Source organism: Diaphorobacter sp. JS3050, from assembly GCF_013154915.1.
Classification (GTDB): domain Bacteria; phylum Pseudomonadota; class Gammaproteobacteria; order Burkholderiales; family Burkholderiaceae_C; genus Diaphorobacter; species Diaphorobacter nitroreducens.
The window spans coordinates 3,424,278-3,447,428 of record NZ_CP053553.1 but is presented as its reverse complement, the minus strand read 5'-3'; the positions used below and the strand labels follow the sequence as shown (position 1 = coordinate 3,447,428).

General features: G+C 67.9%; 19 protein-coding genes. 16 read left to right on the top strand and 3 right to left on the bottom strand.

What is annotated here, in order from left to right:
* Positions 1 to 32 precede the first annotated feature (32 nt).
* The 16 genes from hslU to ftsZ all read left to right on the top strand — a co-directional run bounded on the left by hslU (position 33) and on the right by ftsZ (position 19,620).
* Positions 33 to 1,373, top strand: coding sequence for an ATP-dependent protease ATPase subunit HslU (gene hslU, locus HND92_RS16460; protein ID WP_088888335.1), 1,341 nt, complete (start codon positions 33 to 35; stop codon positions 1,371 to 1,373).
* A gap of 264 nt (positions 1,374 to 1,637) precedes the next feature.
* Positions 1,638 to 2,066, top strand: a complete 429-nt coding sequence (gene mraZ, locus HND92_RS16455) for a division/cell wall cluster transcriptional repressor MraZ (RefSeq protein ID WP_011806773.1) — start codon at positions 1,638 to 1,640, stop codon at positions 2,064 to 2,066.
* Between the two features lie 9 nt (positions 2,067 to 2,075).
* Complete coding sequence (gene rsmH, locus HND92_RS16450; protein ID WP_011806772.1) at positions 2,076 to 3,002, top strand: 16S rRNA (cytosine(1402)-N(4))-methyltransferase RsmH; 927 nt, start codon at positions 2,076 to 2,078, stop codon at positions 3,000 to 3,002.
* Positions 3,003 to 3,108: 106 nt separating this feature from the next.
* A complete protein-coding gene (gene ftsL / locus HND92_RS16445) occupies positions 3,109 to 3,411 on the top strand; it encodes a cell division protein FtsL (RefSeq protein ID WP_088888337.1) in 303 nt (100 codons plus the stop codon).
* The gene (locus HND92_RS16440) at positions 3,408 to 5,156 is read left to right on the top strand and encodes a penicillin-binding protein 2 (RefSeq protein ID WP_172208518.1); all 1,749 of its coding nucleotides are present in this window, start codon (positions 3,408 to 3,410) and stop codon (positions 5,154 to 5,156) included. The genes ftsL and HND92_RS16440 overlap by 4 nt, the downstream gene beginning before the upstream one ends.
* A complete protein-coding gene (locus HND92_RS16435; protein ID WP_047350618.1) occupies positions 5,153 to 6,658 on the top strand; it encodes a UDP-N-acetylmuramoyl-L-alanyl-D-glutamate--2,6-diaminopimelate ligase in 1,506 nt (501 codons plus the stop codon). The genes HND92_RS16440 and HND92_RS16435 overlap by 4 nt, the downstream gene beginning before the upstream one ends.
* On the top strand, positions 6,655 to 8,103 hold the full coding sequence (murF, locus tag HND92_RS16430) for a UDP-N-acetylmuramoyl-tripeptide--D-alanyl-D-alanine ligase (protein WP_011806768.1): 1,449 nt from the start codon (positions 6,655 to 6,657) through the stop codon (positions 8,101 to 8,103). The genes HND92_RS16435 and murF overlap by 4 nt, the downstream gene beginning before the upstream one ends.
* A complete protein-coding gene (gene mraY / locus HND92_RS16425) occupies positions 8,094 to 9,272 on the top strand; it encodes a phospho-N-acetylmuramoyl-pentapeptide-transferase (RefSeq protein WP_088888341.1) in 1,179 nt (392 codons plus the stop codon). Before murF ends, mraY begins: the two co-directional genes overlap by 10 nt.
* Positions 9,269 to 11,161, top strand: a complete 1,893-nt coding sequence (murD, locus tag HND92_RS16420; RefSeq protein ID WP_172208516.1) for a UDP-N-acetylmuramoyl-L-alanine--D-glutamate ligase — start codon at positions 9,269 to 9,271, stop codon at positions 11,159 to 11,161. The genes mraY and murD overlap by 4 nt, the downstream gene beginning before the upstream one ends.
* Positions 11,158 to 12,438: a putative lipid II flippase FtsW gene (gene ftsW, locus HND92_RS16415; RefSeq protein ID WP_015914263.1), complete on the top strand. Its 1,281-nt coding sequence runs from the start codon at positions 11,158 to 11,160 to the stop codon at positions 12,436 to 12,438. The genes murD and ftsW overlap by 4 nt, the downstream gene beginning before the upstream one ends.
* A 94-nt stretch (positions 12,439 to 12,532) precedes the next feature.
* Positions 12,533 to 13,732, top strand: coding sequence for an undecaprenyldiphospho-muramoylpentapeptide beta-N-acetylglucosaminyltransferase (gene murG / locus HND92_RS16410; protein WP_011806764.1), 1,200 nt, complete (start codon positions 12,533 to 12,535; stop codon positions 13,730 to 13,732).
* Positions 13,729 to 15,162 (top strand): UDP-N-acetylmuramate--L-alanine ligase, encoded by a 1,434-nt coding sequence (gene murC / locus HND92_RS16405; protein ID WP_123676129.1) that lies wholly within the window; start codon positions 13,729 to 13,731, stop codon positions 15,160 to 15,162. The genes murG and murC overlap by 4 nt, the downstream gene beginning before the upstream one ends.
* Positions 15,159 to 16,157, top strand: coding sequence for a D-alanine--D-alanine ligase (locus tag HND92_RS16400; RefSeq protein WP_172208514.1), 999 nt, complete (start codon positions 15,159 to 15,161; stop codon positions 16,155 to 16,157). Before murC ends, HND92_RS16400 begins: the two co-directional genes overlap by 4 nt.
* Complete coding sequence (locus tag HND92_RS16395; protein WP_015914260.1) at positions 16,154 to 16,987, top strand: cell division protein FtsQ/DivIB; 834 nt, start codon at positions 16,154 to 16,156, stop codon at positions 16,985 to 16,987. Before HND92_RS16400 ends, HND92_RS16395 begins: the two co-directional genes overlap by 4 nt.
* 17 nt (positions 16,988 to 17,004) lie before the next feature.
* Positions 17,005 to 18,234 carry a cell division protein FtsA gene (gene ftsA / locus HND92_RS16390; RefSeq protein WP_015914259.1) on the top strand — a complete coding sequence of 410 codons (1,230 nt, stop codon included), beginning with the start codon at positions 17,005 to 17,007 and terminating at the stop codon, positions 18,232 to 18,234.
* Between the two features lie 162 nt (positions 18,235 to 18,396).
* A complete protein-coding gene (gene ftsZ / locus HND92_RS16385) occupies positions 18,397 to 19,620 on the top strand; it encodes a cell division protein FtsZ (RefSeq protein ID WP_172208512.1) in 1,224 nt (407 codons plus the stop codon).
* A 78-nt stretch (positions 19,621 to 19,698) separates the two neighbouring features.
* Here the strand turns inward: ftsZ and HND92_RS16380 are convergent, their stop codons facing one another.
* Genes HND92_RS16380 through HND92_RS16370 form a run of 3 tightly spaced genes read right to left on the bottom strand, consistent with a single transcriptional unit; the run spans position 19,699 to position 23,123 of the window.
* On the bottom strand, positions 19,699 to 20,898 hold the full coding sequence (locus HND92_RS16380; RefSeq protein ID WP_094438324.1) for an acyl-CoA dehydrogenase family protein: 1,200 nt from the start codon (positions 20,896 to 20,898) through the stop codon (positions 19,699 to 19,701).
* A gap of 3 nt (positions 20,899 to 20,901) precedes the next feature.
* Positions 20,902 to 21,864: a tripartite tricarboxylate transporter substrate binding protein gene (locus HND92_RS16375; RefSeq protein WP_172208510.1), complete on the bottom strand. Its 963-nt coding sequence runs from the start codon at positions 21,862 to 21,864 to the stop codon at positions 20,902 to 20,904.
* 53 nt (positions 21,865 to 21,917) lie between these two features.
* On the bottom strand, positions 21,918 to 23,123 hold the full coding sequence (locus HND92_RS16370) for an ABC transporter substrate-binding protein (protein ID WP_094438322.1): 1,206 nt from the start codon (positions 23,121 to 23,123) through the stop codon (positions 21,918 to 21,920).
* Positions 23,124 to 23,151: the final 28 nt, after the last annotated feature.

The following is a 23,151-nucleotide window of genomic DNA, read 5'->3' as shown; positions in this document are numbered from 1 at the left end:
CATTTGACTCATAAAGACAGGCAGGCTGCAGCATGTCCTCCATGACTCCCCAGGAAATCGTCTCCGAGCTCGACCGCCACATCGTCGGCCAGAACGGCGCCAAGCGCGCCGTGGCCATTGCACTGCGCAACCGCTGGCGCCGCCAGCAGGTGGACGCCAGCCTGCGGCACGAGATCACGCCCAAGAACATCCTCATGATCGGCCCCACGGGCGTGGGCAAGACCGAGATCGCGCGGCGCCTGGCGCGCCTGGCGGACGCGCCGTTCATCAAGGTCGAGGCCACCAAGTTCACCGAGGTGGGCTACGTGGGCAAGGACGTGGATTCCATCGTCCGCGATCTGGTGGAAGTGGCCGTGAAACAGACGCGCGAAGCCGACATGAAGAAGGTGCGCGTGCGTGCCGAAGACGCCGCCGAGGACCGCATCCTGGATGTGCTCATTCCTCCGGCGCGCGGCGCCAGCGTCGATACCGCGCGCACCGGCGAGCCCGCGGGTGACAGCACGGCGCGCCAGGTGTTCCGCAAGAAACTGCGCGAGGGCCAGCTGGACGACAAGGAGATCGAGATCGACCTGGCGGATGCGCGGCCGCAGTTCGAAATCATGAGCCCGGCCGGCATGGAGGAGATGACCGAGCAGTTGCGTGGCATGTTCAGCCAGATGGGCCAGGAGCGGCGTCGCGCGCGCAAGCTCAAGATCGCCGAGGCCATGAAGCTGCTGGTCGAGGAAGAGGCCGCCAAGCTGGTCAATGAGGAAGAAGTCAAGACGCGGGCGCTGGCCAACGCCGAGCAGAACGGTATTGTTTTCATCGATGAGATCGACAAGGTCGCGTCGCGCCAGGAGGCCGGCGGCGCCGACGTCTCGCGTCAGGGCGTGCAGCGCGACCTGCTGCCGCTGGTGGAGGGCACCACGGTGTCCACAAAGTACGGCATGGTCAAGACCGACCACATCCTGTTCATCGCCTCGGGGGCGTTCCACCTGGCCAAGCCGAGCGACCTGATCCCCGAGCTGCAGGGGCGCTTCCCCATCCGCGTGGAACTCACCTCCCTGTCGGTGCAGGACTTCGAGGCCATCCTCACGCAGACCCATGCGTCGCTGGTCAAGCAGTACCAGGCGCTGCTGGAGACGGAAGGCGTCACCCTGGATTTCACGCCCGAGGGCATCACCCGCCTGGCCCACATTGCCTTCGAGGTGAATGAGCGCACCGAAAACATCGGCGCGCGCCGCCTGTCCACGGTGATGGAGCGGCTGCTGGACGAGGTGAGTTATGACGCCACGCGCCTGTCGGGGCAGACCGTGGTGGTGGATGCCGGCTACGTGAATGCGCGGCTGCAGTCGCTGAGCCAGGACGAAGACTTGTCCCGATACATCCTGTGATGCCTGGTTGCGCGGGGCGTCAAGCCTTCATAAACCACTTGCATACCTGCAGCTAAGTGCTTAATCAATAAGGACATTTGCCCGATTTTCACCTTGGAAATCGGCGCTAAGTCCTTGATTTCATTGCAAAATTTTGTTGCGGCGCCTCTTGCCTGGTGTTCTTTTCCTGCTACAGTGCAAAAAAGTGCAATTAAGTGGTGAAAAGTGCCCTTTGCGCCCTCTCTCGGGGTGGAAAGCGGCAGTAGCGGGCAAGGGGTTCCATCGGTGTTTCAAGGGGCGTCATCGCTGAGTCTGGATGCAAAGGGGCGGCTGTCCGTGCCGACCCGGCATCGTGACGCCCTCACGGCGCAGGCGGGCGGCCAGCTCACCCTCACCAAGCACCCCGATGGCTGCCTGATGGTCTTCCCCCGTCCCGAGTGGGAGAAGTTCCGCGAGCGCATTGCCCAGCTGCCCATGTCCGCGCAATGGTGGAAGCGCATCTTCCTCGGCAACGCGATGGACGTGGAGATGGACGGCACCGGCCGGGTGCTGGTCTCGCCCGAATTGCGCGAGGCGGCCGGCCTGTCCAAGGACGCCATCCTGCTGGGCATGGGCAACCACTTCGAGCTGTGGGACAAGGCCACCTACGAGGCCAAGGAAGCCGCGGCCATGCAGGCCGAGATGCCCGATGTCTTCAAGGATTTCTCTTTCTAGGGGCCGCGTGTGAACCAGCCCCTGCAACACACCACGGTCCTGCTCGACGAGGCGGTGCACGCCTTGCTGGGCGATGGCGATGCGCCTGCGGGCACCTTCGTGGACGGCACCTTTGGCAGGGGAGGGCATTCGCGGCTCATCCTGCAGCGGTTGGGGCCGCAAGGCCGGCTGGTGGCGTTCGACAAGGACACCGAAGCCATTCAAGCAGCGGCGCGCATCACGGATGCGCGCTTTTCCATTCGGCACCAGGGGTTCAGCCATCTCGGGGAACTGCCCGCCGCCAGCGTGTCCGGTGTGCTGCTGGACCTGGGCGTGAGCTCCCCGCAGATCGACGACCCCCAGCGCGGGTTCAGTTTTCGTTTCGATGGTCCGCTGGACATGCGCATGGACACCACGCGTGGCCAGAGCGTGGCCGAGTGGCTGGCAGATGCCGAAACGGCACAGATTGCGGAGGTGATACGTGACTACGGTGAAGAACGGTTTGCTGGCCCCATTGCAAAGGCGATTGTTGCTCGGCGCACGGAACGCGGCCCCATTGCAAGCACCGCCGAACTGGCCGACATCGTGGCTGGCGCGGTCAAGACCCGCGAGCCGGGCCAGAACCCTGCAACGCGCACATTTCAGGCTCTTCGGATTTTCATCAACGCCGAGCTTGAGGAGCTGCAGCAGGCGCTAGAGGGCAGCCTGCACGTGCTGCGGCCCGGTGGCCGGCTGGTGGTCATCAGCTTCCACTCGCTGGAAGACCGCATCGTCAAGCAGTTCATCGCACAGCACTCCAAGGAGGTCTACGACCGCCGTGCGCCGTTCGCGCCGCCCCAGCCGATGCGGCTCAGGGCGCTGGAGCGCATCAAGCCGAGCACGGACGAGGTGGCCGCCAACGCGCGTGCGCGCAGCGCCGTGATGCGCGTGGCGGAACGCACGGAGGTGCCCGCATGAGCGACGCGCGGATGCGCCATGTGGCCACGCTGCACGCGCATGCACGGGGCGCGCTCGCTCCGCGGCACAGTCCTTCGAGCGTTGCAGGGCACACGGGAGGCGGGCGATGACGCGCATCAGCCTTGTGCTGCTGCTGGCGGTGATGGCCAGCGCTCTATACCTCGTGCATACGCAATACCAGTCGCGCAGGCTGTTCACCGAACTCGATCGCGCGGTGGCTGAGTCGCGCCGCCTGGAGACCGAGCACCAGCGTCTGCAGGTGGAAAAGCGCGCGCAGGCCACGCCGCTGCGCGTGGAGCGCCTGGCGCGCGACCGGCTGCAGATGCGTACCGCCACGCCGGCCATTACCGAATACGTGACCGACGGCGGTAACGTCGTCGTGCCAGCTGGCGAGGGGCGCGCGCCGTGAGCAGCCGCAGCGTCAACTACACCTCCAGCCCTCTGCTGGCCAGCAAGACACCTGTCTGGCGCAGCAAGTTCATCGTCGCCCTGGTGGCGCTGGGTTTCGTGGGCCTGGCGGGGCGCGCCGCCTACGTGCAGGTGATTGGCAACGACTTCTTTCAGCGCCAGGGCGAGGTACGTTTTGCGCGCACGCTGGAGCTGCCGGCCAACCGGGGCCGCATCCTCGACCGCAATGGCCTCATCCTCGCTTCCAGCGTTCCGGCGGCCAGCATCTGGGCCATCCCTGAAGATGTGGAAATGGCCAAACCCGAGGTGCGCGCCAAGCTCAAGGACCTGGCGCGTCTCATGGACATGCCGCTGTCCACGCTGCAGGGCAAGCTGGCCGACGAGGACAAGACCTTCGTCTGGATCAAGCGCCAGCTCGACTGGGACGTGGGCCAGCAGGTCACCGCCCTGGGGCTGAAGGGCATCTACCTGCGCAAGGAATACAAGCGCCAGTATCCCGAGGGCGAAGCCGCCGCGCACGTGGTGGGCTTCACGAACGTGGAAGACCATGGCCAGGAAGGCATGGAACTGGCCTTCGACAAGGATCTGGCGGGCAAGCCGGGGTCGCGCCGCGTGATCAAGGATCGCCTGGGCCGCGTGGTGGAGGGCGTAGGCGCCGAAGTGCCGCCCGTGGATGGCAAGGACATGCAGCTGTCCATCGACAGCAAGGTGCAGTTCTTCGCCTACCAGAAGCTGCGCGACACCGTGCAGGCGCACAACGCCAAGGCCGGCAGCGTGGTGGTGCTGGATGCGCGCACGGGCGAGGTGCTGGCCTTGGCCAACTACCCCAGCTATGTGCCCGACAAGCGCCAGAACCTGACGGGCGAGCAACTGCGCAACCGCGCGCTCACCGACGTGTTCGAACCCGGCTCCACCATCAAGCCCATCACGGTGGGGCTGGCGCTGGAGAGCGGCCGCTTCAAGCCCGAAACCAGCGTGGACACCACGCCAGGCCGCTTGACCATCACCGGCTCGACGATCAGCGATACGCACAACTACGGGCTGTTGACCGTGGAGGGCGTGATCCAGAAGTCCAGCAACGTGGGTACGACGAAGATCGCGATGCAGCTGCCGGCGCAGGAAATGTGGGAAACCTTCTCTGCCGTCGGCTTCGGGCAAAAGCCGCAGATCGCCTTTCCGGGGGTGGCGAGCGGGCGGCTGCGCCCCTACAAGAGCTGGCGGCCCATCGAGCAGGCCACCATGTCCTACGGCTACGGGCTGTCGGCCAGCCTGTTCCAGATGGCGCGCTCCTATACCGTGTTTTCCAACGGCGGCAAGGTGATTCCCGCCACCATGCTGAAGACCCACGAAGCGCCCGTGGGCGTGCCCGTGTTCTCCGAACGCACCGCCAACCAGGTGCGCAAGATGCTGCAGATGGCCGCGGGACCCGGCGGCACGGGCCAGAAGGCGCAGACGGTGGGCTATTCCGTGGGCGGCAAGTCCGGCACGGCGCGCAAGCAGGTGGGCAAGAGCTACGCCTCGGGCAAGTACCGCGCCTGGTTCACCGGGCTTGCGCCCATCGACCACCCGCGCATCATCGTGGCCGTGATGGTCGACGAACCCAGCAACGGCGTGATCTACGGCGGTGCGGTTGCGGCACCGGTGTTCAGTGAGGTGGTGCAGCAGACCCTGCGCATGATGGGAGTGGCGCCCGACATGGCTGTCAAGCCGCTCATCGTCTCCAACGGTGTGGAGGAATCGCTGTGAACGCACTGCACACGCTCACCACCCTGCAGGAGGCCGTGGACTGGCTGCGCCAGCGCGTCACGGGCACGCTGCAGACGGACAGTCGCCTGATCCAGCCGGGCGATGGGTTCATCGCGTGGCCCGGCGCGGCCACGGACGGGCGCGCCCACGTGGGCGACGCCGTGGCGCGCGGCGCTGCCGCCTGCCTGGTGGAGTGCGAGGGCGTGGAGCCCTTCGCCCTCGCGGGAGACCACATCGCGGCGCTGCGCGGCCTCAAGGCCGCGACCGGCATGATTGCCTCCGAGTGGTTCGGCCACCCCACCCAGCGCCTGCAGGTGCTGGCCGTGACCGGCACCAACGGCAAGACCAGCACGGCCTGGTGGCTGGCGGATGCGCTCAATCAGCTATCAAAAGAAGAGCTTCCAGCGCTTGCTGGATGCGCGCTGGTGGGTACTTTGGGCATGGGCGTTCCGCCAGCGTTGCAGACCACGGGCATGACGACCCCCGACCCGGTGCGCCTGCAGCGCGCCTTTGCGCAGTTTGCGGAAGCGGGCCATCGCGCCTGCGCCATCGAGGCATCGTCTATCGGCCTGGCCGAGCACCGCCTGGACGGCACACGCATTCACGTGGCGCTGTTCACCAACTTCACGCAGGACCACCTGGACTACCACCCGGGCATGGCCGCCTACTGGCAAGCCAAGCGCGCACTGTTCGACTGGCCGGGGCTGCGCGCATCCGTAGTCAATGTGGACGACCCGCAGGGCGCCGCTCTGCATGCCGAGCTGCAGGGCAGTGACCTGGATCTGTGGAGCGTCTCCCTGCAGGGCCCCGCCCGCCTGCAGGCCAAGCACATCGTGCACACGGGTGCCGGCCTGGCCTTCACGGTGGCCGAAGGCGCGCATACCGAGGTGCTGCAAACCCAGGTCATCGGCCTGTACAACGTGTCCAACCTGCTGGGCGTGATTGCAGGCATGCGTGCGCTGGGGGTGCCCCTGGCGCAGGCGCTCCAGGCCTGTGCGCGCCTGCGGCCCGTGCCCGGGCGCATGGAGCAGTTGGCGGCCGCTGGCCAGCCGCTGGTGGCTGTGGACTATGCCCACACGCCCGATGCGCTGCACCAGGCGCTGGCCGCGCTCAAGCCCGTGGCGGCGCAGCGCGGAGGGCGGCTGTGGTGCGTGTTCGGCTGCGGTGGCAACCGCGACGCCGGCAAGCGTCCGCTGATGGGAGCCGTGGCACAGCGCGAGGCCGACGAGGTCATCGTCACCAGCGATAACCCGCGGGGTGAGGAGCCGCAATCCATCATCCATCAGATCCTGCTGGGCACGATTGCAGGCACCAGCGTGCGTGCCGAGGTCGACCGCGCCGCGGCCATCGCGCAAGCGCTGGCCGAGGCCGGCGCCAACGATGTGGTGCTGATTGCCGGCAAGGGCCATGAGGACTACCAGGAGACGGCGGGCCAGCGTGTGCCGTTCTCCGACATGGCGCACGCGCGTGCAGCGCTCGCGCGCCGAGGAGGCGTGGCATGAGCCACCACCAGAACAACTCCCCCATGATGACGCTGCACCAGGCGTTTGATCTGCTGCGCGCCCGCATTCCTGGTGTGCGACTGGTCGGCGAAGGTGCCACGCCGCTCGCGCGCGCGCACACCGATACCCGCACGCTGGCCGCAGGTGACCTGTTCGTGGCGCTCAAGGGTGAGCGTTTCGATGCGCACCAGTTTCTGTCCCAGGCGCGAAGGGCCGGCGCCGCGGCGGCCATTGCGCATGCGGGCCTGGCCGACGCCGGTCTGCCCGGCATCGAGGTCCCCGACACCCTGGCCGCCCTGGGTGCGCTGGCCGCTGGCTGGCGCGCGCAGCGGGATCTGCCGCTGATCGCCGTGACCGGCAGCAACGGCAAGACCACGGTCACGCAAATGATCGCGGCGGTGCTGCGGGCCTGGAAAGGCGACGCCGCGCTGGCCACACAGGGCAACTTCAATAACGACGTGGGCGTGCCCCTCACGCTGCTGCGCCTGCGGCCGGGCCATGAGGCTGCGGTGGTCGAGTTGGGCATGAACCATCCCGGCGAGATCGCGAATCTGGCGGACATTGCCCGGCCCACCGTGGCCCTGGTCAACAACGCCCAGCGCGAGCACCTGGAATTCATGCACACGGTCGAGGCCGTAGCGCGCGAGAACGGCAGCGTGCTGTCTGCCCTGCCGGCCGATGGCACGGCTGTGTTCCCGGCGGCAGATGCCTTCACGCCCTTGTGGCGCGAGCTGGCCGGCACGCGGCACTGCCTGACCTTTGGTGAGACCGCGGGCGAGGTGCGTTGCGCCGCTGCGCAATGGGGCGGCGGTGCTTGGCAGGTGCGCATTGACACCCCCAACGGCGCATTCGATACGCGGCTGGCCATCGCAGGGCGCCACAACGTCACCAATGCCCTGGCCGCCACCGCCTGCGCGCTGGCGGCGGGGGTGCCTCTGGCGAGCATTGCGCAAGGGCTGGCGGCTTTCGCGCCGGTCAACGGGCGCTCGCGGGCGCTGGCCGTGCGTTGCGGGGGGCGTTCCATCACGGTGGTGGACGACAGCTACAACGCCAACCCCGACTCGGTGCATGCGGCCATCGAGGTGTTGGCCGCACTGCCTGGCCCGCGCCTGCTGGTGCTGGGGGACATGGGCGAGGTGGGCGACCAGGGGCCGCAGTTCCACGCCGAGGCCGGCGCGCACGCCCGTGCGCGCGGCATCGAGCAGCTGTTTGCGCTGGGCGACCTGAGCGCCCACGCCGTGCAGGCCTGTGGGACGGCCGCACGGCATTTCAAGGACATGGCCACGCTGCAGGCCGCAGTGGGGCAGGCCCTGCCCACGGTGGGCAGCGTGCTGGTGAAGGGATCGCGATTCATGAAGATGGAACAGGTCGTGCAGGCGCTGCAGGCACTGCATGAGGACGGCGCCGCAGGCGCGGCCGCGCAAGGGGGAGCCGCATGCTGCTGATGCTGACCCAATGGCTGCAAGGCCTGTCGCCCGAGCTGAGCTTTCTGCGGGTGTTCCAGTACCTCACGCTGCGGGCGGTGATGGCGGCGCTGACGGCGCTGCTCATCGGCCTGATCGCGGGGCCGAAGGTCATCCGCATGCTGACCTCGCTCAAGATCGGCCAGCCGATCCGCGGCTACGCCATGCAGACGCACCTGTCCAAGAGCGGCACGCCCACCATGGGCGGCGTGTTGATTCTGGGCTCCATTGCCATCTCCACGCTGCTGTGGTTCGACCTGTCCAACCGTTTCGTGTGGATCGTGCTGGCCGTGACGCTGGGGTTTGGCGCCATCGGCTGGGTGGACGACTGGCGCAAGGTGGTCAACAAGGACCCCGAGGGCATGCGTTCGCGCGAGAAGTATTTCTGGCAATCGGTGATCGGGCTGCTGGCCGCGCTGTACCTCGTCTTCAGCATTTCCGAGAACTCCAACACGCGGGTGTTCGAGCTGTTCATCACCTGGGTGCAGTCCGGCTTTTCGATGGACCTGCCGCCCAAGGCAGGCCTGCTGGTGCCGTTCTTCAAGGAAGTGAGCTACCCGCTGGGGGTGCTGGGCTTCGTGATCCTGACCTACCTGGTGATCGTGGGCTCCAGCAACGCCGTGAACCTGACCGACGGCCTGGACGGCCTGGCCATCATGCCCGTGATCATGGTGGGTGCCTCGCTGGGCATCTTCGCCTACGTGACCGGTAACGCGGGCTATGCGAAATACCTGCTGTTCCCTTATATCGCCGGCTCGGGCGAGTTGTTGATCTTCTGCGCCGCCATGGCGGGCGCGGGCCTCGCCTTCCTGTGGTTCAACACCCACCCCGCCCAGGTCTTCATGGGCGACGTCGGCGCGCTGGCTTTGGGCGCTGCGCTGGGCACGATCGCGGTCATCGTGCGCCAGGAGATCGTGCTGGCCATCATGGGCGGCATCTTCGTGGTGGAAGCGCTGTCGGTGATGCTGCAGGTGACCTGGTTCAAGTACACCAAGCGCAAGTATGGCGAGGGCCGGCGCCTCCTCAAGATGGCGCCGCTGCACCACCACTTTGAGAAGAGCGGCTGGAAGGAGACGCAGGTCGTCGTGCGCTTCTGGATCATCACCATGCTGTTGTGCCTCGTGGGTCTGACCACGCTGAAGCTGCGATGAACACTGGCCACCACGATCCCCTGCACCCCGACGCATTCGGCGCCGCAGCGACGACTGTGCCGCCGGCGCCCGTGTCCGCGCCCGGGGAGCGGGACGACGCGTTGCCGCAGGATGCGGCGCACGACAGTCCGCCGCAGGATCTATCGCCCTTGCCAGCGCCCGCGCAAGATGCAGCGGCGCGCTATGACTACACCGCACCCGCGGTGTCGGCCGCGGCCGCCGCTGCCGAGTTCGTGGCGCGCATCTTTGCCGACGCGGCTCCGGCGGAGGGTGGCGCTGGCACGTCTGCTGAAGACCCCCCCGGTTCTCCGGCTGCGGACCACGCCGTTGAGGAGCCTGCCGTCGCGTCCGAGGAGGCCCCGCAGGCGCCGCCCGCGCTTGCCGGCAAGCAGGTGCTGGTGCTGGGCCTGGGCGCCTCGGGCCTGGCCATGGCGCGCTGGTGTGTGCGCTGTGGTGCGCAGGTCACCGTGGCCGACACGCGCAGCAGTCCGCCGCAGCTGGCGGTGCTGCGCGCAGAACTGCCGCAGGTGGAGTTCATCGCCGGCGCCTTCGATGAGACCCTGGTGCAGGGGCGCGCGCTGCACGCGGTATACCGTTCGCCAGGTCTGAGTCCGAATGAGATTGCTCCTGTTGTTATAGCTGCTCGCGCCCGCCAGATAAGCGTGGAAGGCGAATTGGGTTTGTATGCGCAGGCGCTGCGCGAGCTGCGCGCCGGTCAGGGCTACGCGCCCGCGGTGCTGGCCATCACCGGCACCAATGGCAAGACCACCGTGACCTCGCTCACGGGGCTGCTGGTGGAGTGCGCGGACAAGCGCGTGGCGGTGGCCGGCAACATCGGCCCCACGCTGCTGGATACGCTGGCGCAGCACATCGACGCGGGCACGCTGCCCGAGGTGTGGGTGCTGGAGCTGTCGAGCTTTCAGCTCGATGGCGTGCAGGGCTTCGAGCCCACAGCCGCGGCCGTGCTCAACATCACGCAGGACCACCTGGACTGGCACGGCAGCCTGCAGGCCTACGCACAGGCCAAGGGGCGCATCTTCGGCGAAACCGGCCTCATGGTGCTCAACCGCGAGGACGCGGAAGTCATGGCCCTGCTGCCACCGCCAGTGCGCGTGAAGCTGCAAAAGCCCCAGTTGCGCGCACACGTGACCTTCGGTGGCGACATGCCGCAGCGCCCGGGGGACTTCGGCATCGAGGTGGTCAGCGGCATGGCCTGGCTGGTGCGTGCACACGAAGCGGACGAAACGGCCAAGCGCGGCAAGGCGCAGGACGCCGAGCTGCACATCCAGCGCCTGATGCCCGCCGACGCGCTGCGCATCCGCGGGCGGCACAACGCCATCAATGCCCTGGCTGCGCTGGCGCTGGCCCAGGCTGCGGGCTGCCCGCTCGCGCCCATGCTCTACGGCCTGCGCGAATACCGCGGCGAGCCGCACCGCGTGGAGTCCGTGGGCATCGTGCGCGAGGTGGAGTACTTCGACGACAGCAAGGGCACCAACGTGGGCGCCACGGTGGCTGCGCTGACCGGGCTGGGCGCCGACCGGCGCCTGGTGGTGATCCTGGGTGGCGACGGCAAGGGTCAGGACTTCTCGCCGCTGGCCGCGCCCGTGGCGCGCTATGCGCGCGCGGTGGTGTTGATCGGGCGCGACGCGCCGCAGATCCGCGCCGCGCTGCAGGGCTGCGGCGTGCCGCTGCAGGACGCCGCCACGCTGCCCGAGGCCGTGCAGTTGGCCACACAGCGCGCCCATGCGGGCGACGCCGTGCTGCTGTCGCCCGCCTGCGCCAGCCTGGACATGTTCGACAACTACGCGCACCGCGCTCGCGTTTTCTGCGAAGCCGTGCAGGCGCTGGCCGAAGACGCCGGCCAGACGCTGGAAGGAGGGACGGCATGACCGCCGCGACCGCCGCTTCCCGTCCCTCGTTGTGGCAGCGCATGCGGGCCTGGGCGGGTGCCGCGCCGGCCGCAAACGCCGACGTCCTGCCCGTGCGCGTGGGCGGCACCGAATACCGGCGCACGGCCGCCACGCCCGCGCGCGTGCTGGGCTTCGACCAGGCGCTGCTGTGGGTGGTGGTCCTGCTGCTGGCCTTCAGCGTGGTGATGGTGTATTCGGCCTCGATCGCCATGCCGGACAACCCGCGCTTTGGCAACATCGCGCCCACGCACTTCCTGCTGCGCCACGCGATTGCCATCGGCGTGGGGTTCGTCGCGGCACTGATCGCGTTCCAGGTATCGATGGACACCTGGGAGCGCATGGCGCCGTGGTTGTTCGTGGCCTCCATCGTGCTGTTGATCGCGGTGCTGATCCCGCACGTGGGCACCATGGTGAACGGCGCGCGGCGCTGGCTCAGCCTGGGGTTCATGAACTTCCAGCCGTCCGAGCTGGCGAAGTTCGCGGTGCTGATCTACGCATCGGACTACATGGTGCGCAAGATGGAGGTCAAGGAGCGGTTCTTTCGCGCCGTGCTGCCCATGGCCGCCGCCGTGGCGGTGGTGGGTGCGCTGCTGCTGGCAGAGCCCGACATGGGCGCCTTCATGGTGATCGCGGTGATCGCCATGGGCATCCTGTTCCTGGGGGGCGTGAACGCGCGCATGTTCTTCCTGATTGCGGGTGTGCTGGTGGCGGCCTTCGCCATCATGATCGCCAGCTCACCCTGGCGCCGCGAGCGCGTGTTTGCCTACCTCGATCCGTTCAGCGAGCAACACGCCCTGGGCAAGGGCTACCAGCTCTCGCATGCGCTGATCGCCATCGGCCGCGGCGAGATCTTCGGTGTGGGGCTGGGTGGCAGCGTCGAGAAGCTGCACTGGCTGCCCGAGGCGCATACCGACTTCCTGCTGGCGGTGATCGGCGAAGAATTTGGCCTGGTGGGTGTGCTCACGCTGATCGTCGCCTTCCTGTGGATGACGCGGCGCATCATGCACATCGGCCGCCAGGCCATCGCGCTGGACCGCGTGTTCTCGGGCCTCGTGGCCCAGGGCGTGGCGATCTGGGTGGGCTTTCAGGCCTTCATCAACATGGGAGTGAACCTGGGGGCGCTGCCCACCAAGGGGCTGACGCTGCCGCTGATGAGCTTTGGCGGATCGGCCATCCTGATGAACCTGGTCGCCATCGCGGTGGTCCTGCGTGTGGATTACGAAAACAAGCTGCTCATGCGCGGAGGCCGTGCATGAGGAACCTTATTCACCGCCTCGGGCTTGTGGCAGTGCGTCGGTACTGCCGGCTTGCCATGCCCCTGCGCGCGCGCCGCGCACCAGGAGCGCCGACATGACGTCACGTTTCGGCCACAGCCAGCACCCCCGCCGTGGGCGATCCGCGCGCGCGCGGGCCGGACGGCGCGAGGGCGTTCAGTCCAACTTTCCCGCGACGCAGGTCCTGGAGCGCTCTGCGCACTCCCTTCCCGCGCGCCAACGCACGGCGCTGGTCATGGCCGGTGGAACGGGTGGACATATCTTTCCTGGCCTGGCACTGGCCGAGGCGCTGCGCGAACGTGGCTGGCAGGTGCATTGGCTGGGCACGCCCGGCAGCATGGAAGAGCGCCTGGTGCCGCCGCGCGGTTTTGCGTTCGAGCCCATCGATTTCTCCGGCGTGCGCGGCAAGGGCCTGAAGACGCTGCTGGCCTTGCCGCTGCGGCTGGCACGCGCATGCCTGCAGGCGCGCGCGGTGGTGCGCCGGTTGCAGCCGGACGTGGTGATCGGTCTGGGCGGGTACGTCACCTTCCCTGGCGGCATTGCCGCGCGCCTGGCGCGCAAGCCGCTGCTGCTGCACGAGCAGAACTCCGTGCCCGGCATGGCCAACAAGCTGCTGTCGCGGCTGGCCACGCGGGTCTACACGGCCTTTCCCAATGTGCTGCCCGATGCGCAGTGGGTGGGCAACCCCATGCGGCGCGCCTTTACGCGCCAGCCCCGTCCCGAGCGGCGCCTTGCCGGGCGCGAAGGTCCGCTGCGCCTGCTGGTGGTGGGCGGCAGCCTGGGCGCCAAGGCGCTCAACGACATCGTGCCCCAGGCGCTGGCATGGATCCATGAGCAGGACCGCCCCATCGTCACCCACCAGAGCGGAGAGTCCCAGATCGAGGCGCTGCGCCGCAGCTACGCGGCGGCGGGCGTCGAGGCCACGCTCACGCCGTTCATCGAGGACACCGCGGCCGCGTTCGCCGAAGCGGACCTGGTGCTGTGCCGCGCGGGCGCCAGCACGGTGACGGAGATTGCGGCCGTGGGGGCTGCGGCGGTGTTCGTGCCATTCCCGCACGCGGTGGACGACCACCAGACCACCAACGCGCAGTACCTGGTGAAGGTGGGCGGGGGCTGGCTGGTGCAGCAGGCCGACCTGACCGCCCACGGCCTGGCCGAGATGCTGCAGAACATGAAGCGCCAGGACCTGCTGGCCAAGGCGCAAAAGGCACGCACGATGCGAAAGATCAACGCAACCCGCGACATCGTCGCGGCATGTGAAAGGCTGGCACGATGAAGCAGGCCATTCGCCACATCCACTTCGTCGGCATCGGCGGCTCCGGCATGTGCGGCATTGCCGAGGTGTTGCACAACCTGGGCTATGTGGTTTCCGGCTCCGACCTGGCCGACAGCCCCACGCTGCGCCGCCTGCAGTCACTGGGCGTGGCCACCCATGTGGGCCACGCGGCGGCGCACATCGCTGGTGCGGACGCCGTCGTGACCTCCACCGCTGTGCAGGCCGACAACCCCGAGGTGCTGGCCGCACGTGAGCGCAAGATTCCCGTGGTGCCGCGCGCGTTGATGCTGACCGAGCTGATGCGCCTGCGCAAGGGCATCGCCATTGCCGGCGCACACGGCAAGACCACCACCACCAGCCTGGTGGCCAGCGTGCTGGGGGAGGCGGGGCTGGACCCGACCTTCGTGATCGGCGGGCGGCTGAACAGCGCGGGCACCAATGCCAAGCTCGGCCAGGGCGAGTACATCGTGGTCGAGGCCGACGAGTCGGATGGCTCGTTCCTCAACCTGCTGCCCGTGATGGCCGTGGTCACCAACATCGATGCCGATCACATGGAGACCTACGGCCACGACTTCGGCCGGCTCAAGCAGGCATTCGTGGACTTCCTGCACCGCATGCCGTTTTACGGCACGGCCATCCTGTGCATCGACAACCCGGCGGTGCGCGACATCCTGCCGCTGGTGACCTGCCCGGTGACGAGCTACGGCCTGTCCGAAGATGCCGAGGTGCGCGCCGTGGATGTGCGTGCCGTGGGCACGCAGATGCATTTCACCGTGCAGCGGCGCAACGGCGTGACGCTGCCGGACCTGCAGGTCGTGCTCAACCTGGCCGGCGAGCACAACGTGCTCAACGCCCTGGCGGTGATCGCCGTGGCGGCCGAGCTGAACGTGCCCGACGAGGCCCTGCTGCGCGCACTCGCCGGTTTCACCGGGGTGGGTCGGCGCTTCCAGCGCCACGGCGACCTGCCCGCGCAGGGCGGGGGGCACTTCACGCTCATCGAGGACTACGGGCACCACCCTGTGGAGATGGCGGCCACGCTTGCGGCCGCGCGCGGGGCGTATCCGGGGCGGCGCCTGGTGCTGGCCTTCCAGCCGCACCGCTACAGCCGCACGCGCGACTGCTTCGAGGACTTCGTCAAGGTGCTGGGCACAGCCGACGCGGTGCTGCTGACCGAGGTCTATGCCGCGGGCGAGGCGCCCATCGTGGCGGCCGACGGCCGGTCGCTGGCGCGCGCACTGCGCGTGGCCGGGACGGTGGAGCCGGTGTTCATCGACAACGTGGCCGACATGCCGCAGCGCATTGCCGCGGGCGCCCGGGATGGCGATGTGGTGCTGTGCATGGGGGCGGGCTCGATCGGTGGCGTACCCGCCAAGGTGGTTGATTTGCTACAAAAAAATGAGCTGCTAGCGCAGGAAGGACGGGCGCAATGAGCCAAAATGACCTCAAGATTGATGTGAAGGCGCTGGGCAAAGTGGCCGTGCTCATGGGGGGCACGTCGGCCGAGCGTGAGGTGTCGCTGATGTCGGGCGGCGGCGTGCTGCAGGCGCTGCGCTCGCGTGGCGTGGACGCGCATGCGTTCGACCCCGCGCACAGTGATCTGTCGGAGCTCAAGGCCCACGGCTACAGCCGCTGCTTCATCGCGCTGCACGGCCGCCATGGCGAGGACGGTACGGTGCAGGGCGCGCTGGAGCTGCTGGGCATTCCGTACACCGGTCCCGGCGTGATGGCGTCCAGCATCGCCATGGACAAGATCATGACCAAGCGCATCTGGCGCGCGGACGGCCTGCCCACGCCAGACTGGCGCCTGGTGTCCAGCAGTGCGGAGACGGCCCAGGCCTTCCAGGAGCTGGGCGCGCCGATGATCGTCAAGCCCTCGCGCGAGGGCTCCACCATCGGCCTGACCAAGGTCACTTCGCTGGGGCAGTGCGAACAGGCGTATCGGCTGGCCGCGCAGCATGACCCCGAGGTGCTGTGCGAGCAGTTCATCGATGGTGACGAGACCACCTGTCCCATACTGGGCCAAGGCGCCGAGGCGCGCGCGCTGCCGGTGATCCGCATCGAGGCGCCGCAAGGCAACTACGACTACCAGAACAAGTACTTCACCGACGTCACGCAGTACCACTGCCCGAGCGGCCTGCCCGAGGCCGAGGAGCGCGAGATCCAGCGCATCGTCGTGCAGGCTTACCGTACGCTGGGTTGCCGCGGCTGGGCGCGCGCCGACATCATGATCCGCGCGAGCGACCGCAAGCCCTTCCTGCTGGAAATCAACACCTCGCCCGGCATGACCGGCCACTCGCTGGTGCCGATGTCGGCCAATGCCAGCGGCGTCAGCTACCCCGACCTGTGCCTGCGCATCCTGGCGAGCGCGTCGCTGGACGCGCTGCAGGGCCGGGCCGGTGCGGCAGGAGGACGGGAGCCGGTATGAACAACACGCTGCCCGCACCGCTGGACGTTCGCCTCATGAACATGACCGCCACGGTCCTGTTCCTGGGCTGCGCCCTGGCCGTGCTGGCGGTGGGCGGGGGCTGGCTGCTGCGCCACCCTGCGTTTTCGATCGGGCGCATCGTGGTGGAGGGCGACCTCGTGCACACCAGCGCGTTGAGCCTGCGTGCCAACGTTGCGCCGCAACTCGTGGGCAACTTCTTCACCATCGACCTGCAGGCCGCGCGCCGCGCCTTCGAGCAGGTGCCCTGGGTGCGGCAGGCCTATGTGCGCCGCGAGTTCCCCAGTGGCCTGCGCGTGCAGCTGCAGGAGCACGACGTGGTCGCCTACTGGGGCGCCGAAGGCAGCGACACCCTGGTCAATAGCCGGGGCGAGGTCTTCGAAGCCGACGCGGGCGACCTGGAGCAGGACAACCTGCCGCGCCTGATGGGCACGCCCGAGCGCTCCGCGGAGTTGCTGCAGATGTACCGCCAGCTGGCGCCCGCGTTGGCGCCGCTGGGTTCCGGCATCGACTCGTTGCAGCTCACGGGAAATGGAGGCTGGCGGGTCACGCTGGACAGCGGGGCGGTGCTGGAGCTGGGGAGTGGCTCGACGCAATTGCTGATGCAGCGCGTGTCGCGCTTGGTGCACACGCTGCCGGACGTGGCGCAGCGGCAGGGGCGTCGCGTGGATGCGCTGGAGTACGCCGACTTGCGGCATGAAAGCGGCTATGCGCTGCGCCTGCGCGGCGTCACCACCGTGAGTACGGATGCACAGAAGGCGGCTGCGCTGCGCGCGGCGTCGCGTGCGCGCAGGGCGGGGCAGAACAACTGAGGGCAGGACAGAGAACTATGGCAAGAGAATACAAAGACGTGGTCGTGGGGCTGGACATCGGCACCGCCAAGGTCATGGCAGTCGTCGCTGAAGTGCTGCCCGGGGGCGAGCTGAAGCTGGCCGGCCTGGGCGTAGCCCCCAGCAACGGCTTGAAGCGCGGCGTGGTGGTGAACATCGACGCCACGGTGCAGAGCATCCAGCAGGCGCTGAAGGAGGCCGAGTTGATGGCCGACTGCAAGATCCAGCGCGTCTATACCGGCATCACGGGCAGCCATATCCGCGGCCTCAACTCCAGCGGCATGGTGGCCGTGAAGGACAAGGAGGTCACGCCGGCAGACGTGGCGCGCGTGGTGGAGACGGCCAAGGCCATCAACATCTCCAGCGATCAGCGGCTGCTGCTGGTGGAGCCGCAGGAATTCGTGATCGACGGGCAGGATGTCAAAGAGCCCATCGGCATGAGCGGCATCCGCCTGGAGGCCAAGATCCACATCGTGACCGGCGCGCAGAGCGCGGCCGAGAACATCATCAAGTGCGTGCGCCGCTGCGGCCTGGAAGTGGAGCAGCTGATGCTGAACCCGCTGGCGAGCAGCCAGGCCGTCCTTACCGATGACGAGCGCGAACTGGGCGTGGCCGTGGTGGACATTGGCGCGGGCACCACCGATGTGGCCATCTTCACCGGGGGGGCGATCCGCCACACGGCGGTGATCCCGATCGCGGGCGACCTGATCACCAGCGATATCGCGATGGCGCTGCGCACACCCACCAAGGACGCCGAGGACATCAAGGTGGAGAGCGGCTACGCCAAGCAGTTGCTCGCCGACCCTGAGGCGCAGGTCGAGGTGCCGGGCCTGGGCGACCGCAGCCCGCGCATGCTGTCCAAGCAGGCGCTGGCGGGTGTGATCGAACCGCGCGTGGAGGAGATCTTCTCGCTGGTGCAGCAGGTGATCCGCGAGTCCGGCTATGAGGAGGTGCTGTCCTCGGGCATCGTGATCACGGGCGGCAGCTCCGTCATGCCGGGCATGGTGGAGCTGGGCGAGGACATCTTCCTCAAGCCCGTGCGCCGCGGCATCCCGAAGTACTCCAGCGCGCTGGCCGACATGATTGCCCAGCCGCGCGCCGCCACGGTCATGGGCCTGCTGGAAGAGGCGCGCCTGGCGCGCCTGCGCGGCTTCAAGGTGGCAGCCAAGAGCGGGTCGGTGAAGACCGCATTTGGCCGGTTCAAGGACTTCATCGTGGGGAACTTCTGACATGACCTTCCCCCCGCTCTGGATGGCACGCGCCAGTCCGCCGCCGCGGCGCCGGGGGCGATGGCGAAGTACCGCGCCTCCGCCCGACGGCAATGACCGTCCCCTAACAAACACCAACCTACGGCAATTGCAAATCACAACCCAAGTTTCAGGAGCACCATCATGACCATCGAAATGATCGAGTCCGAAGAGTTCAACCAGGGCACGCAGATCAAGGTGATCGGTGTCGGCGGGGGCGGCGGCAACGCCGTCGAGCACATGATCTCGCGCAACGTGCAGGGCGTGGAGTTCGTCACGGCCAACACCGACGCGCAGGCGCTCACCCGCAGCACGGCGCATCGCACCATCCAACTGGGCGCAAGCGGCTTGGGCGCGGGCAGCAAGCCCGACAAGGGCCGCGAGGCCGCCGAGGCTGCGCAGGAGGACATCCGCCAGGCCATCCAGGGCTCGCACATGCTGTTCATTACCGCCGGCATGGGCGGCGGCACGGGCACGGGCGCTGCGCCCGTGATCGCGCGCGTGGCCAAGGAGATGGGCATCCTCACGGTGGGCGTGGTCACCAAGCCCTTCGATTGGGAGGGCGGGCGCCGCATGAAGAACGCCGACGATGGGCTGGCCGAGCTCGAAGCCAACGTCGACTCGCTGATCGTCGTGCTCAACGAGAAGCTGCTGGAGGTGCTGGGCGATGACATCACCCAGGAAGAAGCCTTCGCGCACGCCAACGATGTGCTCAAGAACGCGGTCGGCGGTATCGCCGAGATCATCAACGAGTACGGCCAGGTGAACGTGGACTTCGAGGACGTGCGCACCGTGATGGGCGAGCCCGGCAAGGCGATGATGGGCACGGCCACGGCCAGCGGCCCGGATCGCGCGCGCATCGCGGCCGAGCAGGCCATCGCCTGCCCGCTGCTCGAAGGTATCGACCTGTCGGGCGCCAAGGGCGTGCTGGTGCTGGTCACGGCTAGCAAGGGCAGCCTCAAGCTGGCTGAGTCGCGCCTGGCGATGAATACCATCAACGCCTACGCCTCGCCGGACGCGCATGTGATCTTCGGCGCGGCATACGACGACACGCTGGGTGACGAGATCCGCGTGACCGTGGTGGCCACGGGCCTGTCGCGCCAGAACGCGCGCCGCCAGCCCATGCAGGTGGTGCAGGGCAGCCTGCGCACCGGCACGGACAACGTGGCGTACCAGATGCCGATGGCGGGCGCCGCCGTGCCGGGCGGCGTGCTCGGCGGCGCGGCCCAGGCCGAGTACGGCAACATGCAGGTGCCCAGCGTCTGGCGCAGCACCCGCACGGCGGCCACGGCGCGCGTGGACGCGCTGTCCTCGGGCGGCATGGACGAGCTGGAGATTCCCGCGTTCCTGCGCAAGCAGGCGGATTGACCGCACGGCGGCAACGCCCGCGGCCCAGAAAAAAACCGGTGACTCGTCACCGGTTTTTTGTTGGGTGCGACCGCCGGCTCAATGCGGCGCGAAGGGCTTGAGCACCTCCCGGCTGATGATGAGCTTTTGGACTTCCGTCGCGCCTTCGTAGATGCGCAGCGAGCGGATGTCCCGGTATAGGCGTTCGAGCGGATTGCCCACGGTCACGCCCTTGCCGCCGAACATTTGCAGCGCGCGGTCTATCACCTGCTGCGCCGACTCGGTGGCTGCCATTTTCGCCATCGCCGTTTCCGCGGTGGATGCGCGCTTTTGCACGTCACGCACCCACGCGGCCCTGTAGGTGAGCAGGGCGCTCTGGTCTATGGCCGTGGCCATGTCCCCGAAGGCGGCCTGCGTCAGCTGGAAGTCCGCCAGCGTCTGCCCGAACATCCTGCGCCGGGTGGCGTGCTGCAGGCCTTCCTGCATCGCCCGGCGCGCAAAGCCGATGGCCGCGGCGGCGACCGAGGCGCGGAAAATGTCGAGCGAGCGCATGGCCAGCTTGAATCCTTGGTCGGGCGGCCCCAGCATGCAGCTTCGGGGAACCCTGCAGTTCTCGAACCGGAGCGAGGCCAGCGGGTGGGGCGAGATCACGCTGATGGAGTCGTCCACGCTCAGGCCCGCGGTACCGGCATCCACGATGAAGGCGGAAATGCCGCGCGAACCCGCATCGGCCTGCGTGCGCGCGAACACGCAGTAGAAATCCGCAAGCCCTCCGTTGGAAATCCAGGTCTTGCTGCCATTGAGCACGTAGTCGTCGCCATCGGCTTCGGCCCTGCACGACAGCGCAGCCACGTCCGAACCGGCGTCGGGCTCGGACAGTGCGAACGCGCCGATCTTCGTGCCCCGCGCCACCGCGGGCAGATACGCAGCCTTTTGCGCATCGCTGCCTGCCAGGGAGATGGTGCCGCTGCCCAGCCCCTGCATGGCGAATGCGAAGTCCGCCAGCGCATGGTGGCGCGCCAGGGTCTCCCGGATGATGCACAGGCTGCGGGAGTCCAGCTCGGCCGCATGGCCGCCGAACTGGCCCTTGTCGCCCGCGACGACGCAGTACCGCAGCCAGCCGCCTTGCCCGAGCGCGGAAACCAGGGCCCGGCACGCGGCACGCAGATCGGTCTCGTCGATGTGCTGCAGGTGGTCCTGGCACCAGGCGTCAAGCTCCATGGCGAGCCGGCGGTGGCCGTCGTCGAGAAACGGCCATTCGAGCCAGGCGGGGGGGCTCTGGGTGTGTTGGGTGGTCATCGTTCATTCCTTGCTTGCGAATTGCCGCAGCAGCGGCGTCCAGCCGGCCAGCGTGTCCTTCAGGAACGCCCCGAAGGCCGCGGAGTCCTTGAAGTCGGGCTTCAGGCCGAACTGGTCCGCGCAGCTTTGGAACTCGGCCGTCTGGATCGCCTTGTGGAAAGCGTCCTGCAGCTTCTTCACGATGGCCGCGTCCATTCTTGCGGGCCCCGCGATGCCCAGGATGCTGGGGGCGACGAGGTCGTACCCCAGCTCCCTGAGGGTCGGCGCATCGAAGCCCTTGATGCGCTCGCCGGTGAAGACCGACAGCAGGCGCAGGCGCCCGTCGCGCACATACGGCACCCACTCCGCGGTCTGTGCCATGAAGTCGACGTCTCCGCGCATCAGCGCGGTGATCGCTTCCGGGCCGCTCTTGTAGGGGGCGTGGACCCACTGCGTGCCCGTCTTCTGCGCGAGCCGCTCCGTCGTCAGGTGCTGCGGCGTTCCAATGCCTGCAGTGCTGTAGGTCAGGGGCTTCCTGGCGCTCTGGGCCGCATTGATCAGATCGGCCATCGTCTTGTACGCCGAGTCCGCCCGCACCAGCAGGCCGACCTGGTACTGCGCCACCATGGCGATGGGCGTGAGGTCTTTGGTGACGTCGTACTTGACGTTGGGCGAAAGCACCTGGTTGAGCACGCCCCCCGTGGAGAGCGACGCGATGCTGTAGCCGTCCGGCCGCTGCCGGGTGATGAAGCCGACCGAGAGCGACGAGCCGGCCCCGGGCTTGTTGTCCACCACCAGGGGCTGGCCCAGCTGCCTGCCGACGTCCAGCGCCAGGGCACGGTTGCAGACGTCGGTGCCGCCGCCGGCTCCGTACCCTACGACGAGGGTGATGGGCGTCCTGGGATAGTCCTCCGCGGCGAAGGCCGGCAGAGCCAGGACGGTGGCGCACGCCAGTACGGCGGCGCGCTTGAGCATGGAGGAATGCATGGATGTTCGTCTCCTGTAGAAGGGCCGTACGGACCGGGGCAGGCTTCGCCTGCTCAGTTCCGCTTCACCAGGGGACAGGTGGACTCGCCCAGCGGTACGAAGGCCTTGTCGGCGGGCACCGAGCCCATGACCTTGTAGTAGTCCCACGGGTATTTCGATTCGGCCGGCGTCTTGACCTGGAAGAGGTACATGTCGTGGACCATCATCCCGTCGGTGCGCAGCTTCCCGTTCTTGACGAAGGTGTCGTTGACCGGCAGTTCACGCATCTTGGCCATGACCGCGCCGGCGTCCGTCGTGCCGGCCGCCTCGATGGCCTTGAGGTAATGCTTGACCGAGGAATAGACGCCCATCTGGCTCATGTTGGGCATGGCGTTCATCCTGGAGAAGAACTTCTTTGCGAACGCACGCGTCTCGTCGTTCATGTCCCAATAGAACGCTTCGGACAGCAGCATCCCTTGCGCGGTCTTCAGGCCCAGCGAGTGCACGTCGGTGATGTACATCAGCAGGCTGGCCAGCTTTTGCTTGCCGTCGGGCTTGATGCCGAACTCGCGCGCCGCCTTGATCGAGTTGACCAGGTCATTGCCGAAGTTGGCCAGGCCCACGACGTCGGCCTTGCTGGACTGGGCCTGCACGACGGCGGACGAGAAGTCGGATGCGTTCAGCGGGTGCTTGGCCTCGCCGATGACCTTGCCGCCCACGGTTGCAATGGCCTGGGTCGTGGCCTTGACCACGTCCTGGCCGCCCGAGTAGTCGGCCGCAATGAAGAACCAGTTCTTGCCGAAGCGCTCGGCCGCCGCCTTGCCGACGGTGTTGGCCAGCGCATAAGAGTTGTATGCCCAATGGGCCACGGTGGGTGCGCACATGTCGCCCGTGATGCGGTCGCTGGCGGGGCCGCTCATCACCAGCACCTTGTTCTTTTCCTTGGCTACGTTGAGCACGGCCAGCGCGGCGGCGGAGCCGCTTGCCTCGTGGATGGCATCGACGCCGTTGTCGTACCACTCCCTGGCTTTCGATGCCGCGGAATCCGCCTTGCTCTGGTGGTCGAAATTCAGCAGCTCGATGGTGCGCCCGAGCACTTTGCCGCCATGCTCCTCGATCGCCATTTGCGCACCCGTGATGCTGCCCTTGCCCGTGACGGCGGAGTACACGCTGGACTGGTCCACGATGAGGCCGATGCGCACGGGCTGGCTGCCCTGTGCCTGGGCTGCCGTGCACAGCAGCGCGACGGCGGCCGCCGCGCAATGGTGTCTGAATGACATGGTGTCGTCTCCTTCTCTCTTTGTGTGA

Coding starts and splice junctions, on each gene's coding strand:
- hslU (WP_088888335.1), top strand. CDS start 33: ATGTCCTCCATGACTCCCCAGGAAATCGTCTCCGAGCTCGACCGCCAC.
- ftsL (WP_088888337.1), top strand. CDS start 3,109: ATGACGCGCATCAGCCTTGTGCTGCTGCTGGCGGTGATGGCCAGCGCT.
- murF (WP_011806768.1), top strand. CDS start 6,655: ATGAGCCACCACCAGAACAACTCCCCCATGATGACGCTGCACCAGGCG.
- mraY (WP_088888341.1), top strand. CDS start 8,094: ATGCTGCTGATGCTGACCCAATGGCTGCAAGGCCTGTCGCCCGAGCTG.
- murD (WP_172208516.1), top strand. CDS start 9,269: ATGAACACTGGCCACCACGATCCCCTGCACCCCGACGCATTCGGCGCC.
- ftsW (WP_015914263.1), top strand. CDS start 11,158: ATGACCGCCGCGACCGCCGCTTCCCGTCCCTCGTTGTGGCAGCGCATG.
- murG (WP_011806764.1), top strand. CDS start 12,533: ATGACGTCACGTTTCGGCCACAGCCAGCACCCCCGCCGTGGGCGATCC.
- murC (WP_123676129.1), top strand. CDS start 13,729: ATGAAGCAGGCCATTCGCCACATCCACTTCGTCGGCATCGGCGGCTCC.
- HND92_RS16400 (WP_172208514.1), top strand. CDS start 15,159: ATGAGCCAAAATGACCTCAAGATTGATGTGAAGGCGCTGGGCAAAGTG.
- HND92_RS16395 (WP_015914260.1), top strand. CDS start 16,154: ATGAACAACACGCTGCCCGCACCGCTGGACGTTCGCCTCATGAACATG.
- ftsA (WP_015914259.1), top strand. CDS start 17,005: ATGGCAAGAGAATACAAAGACGTGGTCGTGGGGCTGGACATCGGCACC.
- ftsZ (WP_172208512.1), top strand. CDS start 18,397: ATGACCATCGAAATGATCGAGTCCGAAGAGTTCAACCAGGGCACGCAG.
- HND92_RS16380 (WP_094438324.1), bottom strand. CDS start 20,898: ATGACCACCCAACACACCCAGAGCCCCCCCGCCTGGCTCGAATGGCCG.
- HND92_RS16375 (WP_172208510.1), bottom strand. CDS start 21,864: ATGCATTCCTCCATGCTCAAGCGCGCCGCCGTACTGGCGTGCGCCACC.
- HND92_RS16370 (WP_094438322.1), bottom strand. CDS start 23,123: ATGTCATTCAGACACCATTGCGCGGCGGCCGCCGTCGCGCTGCTGTGC.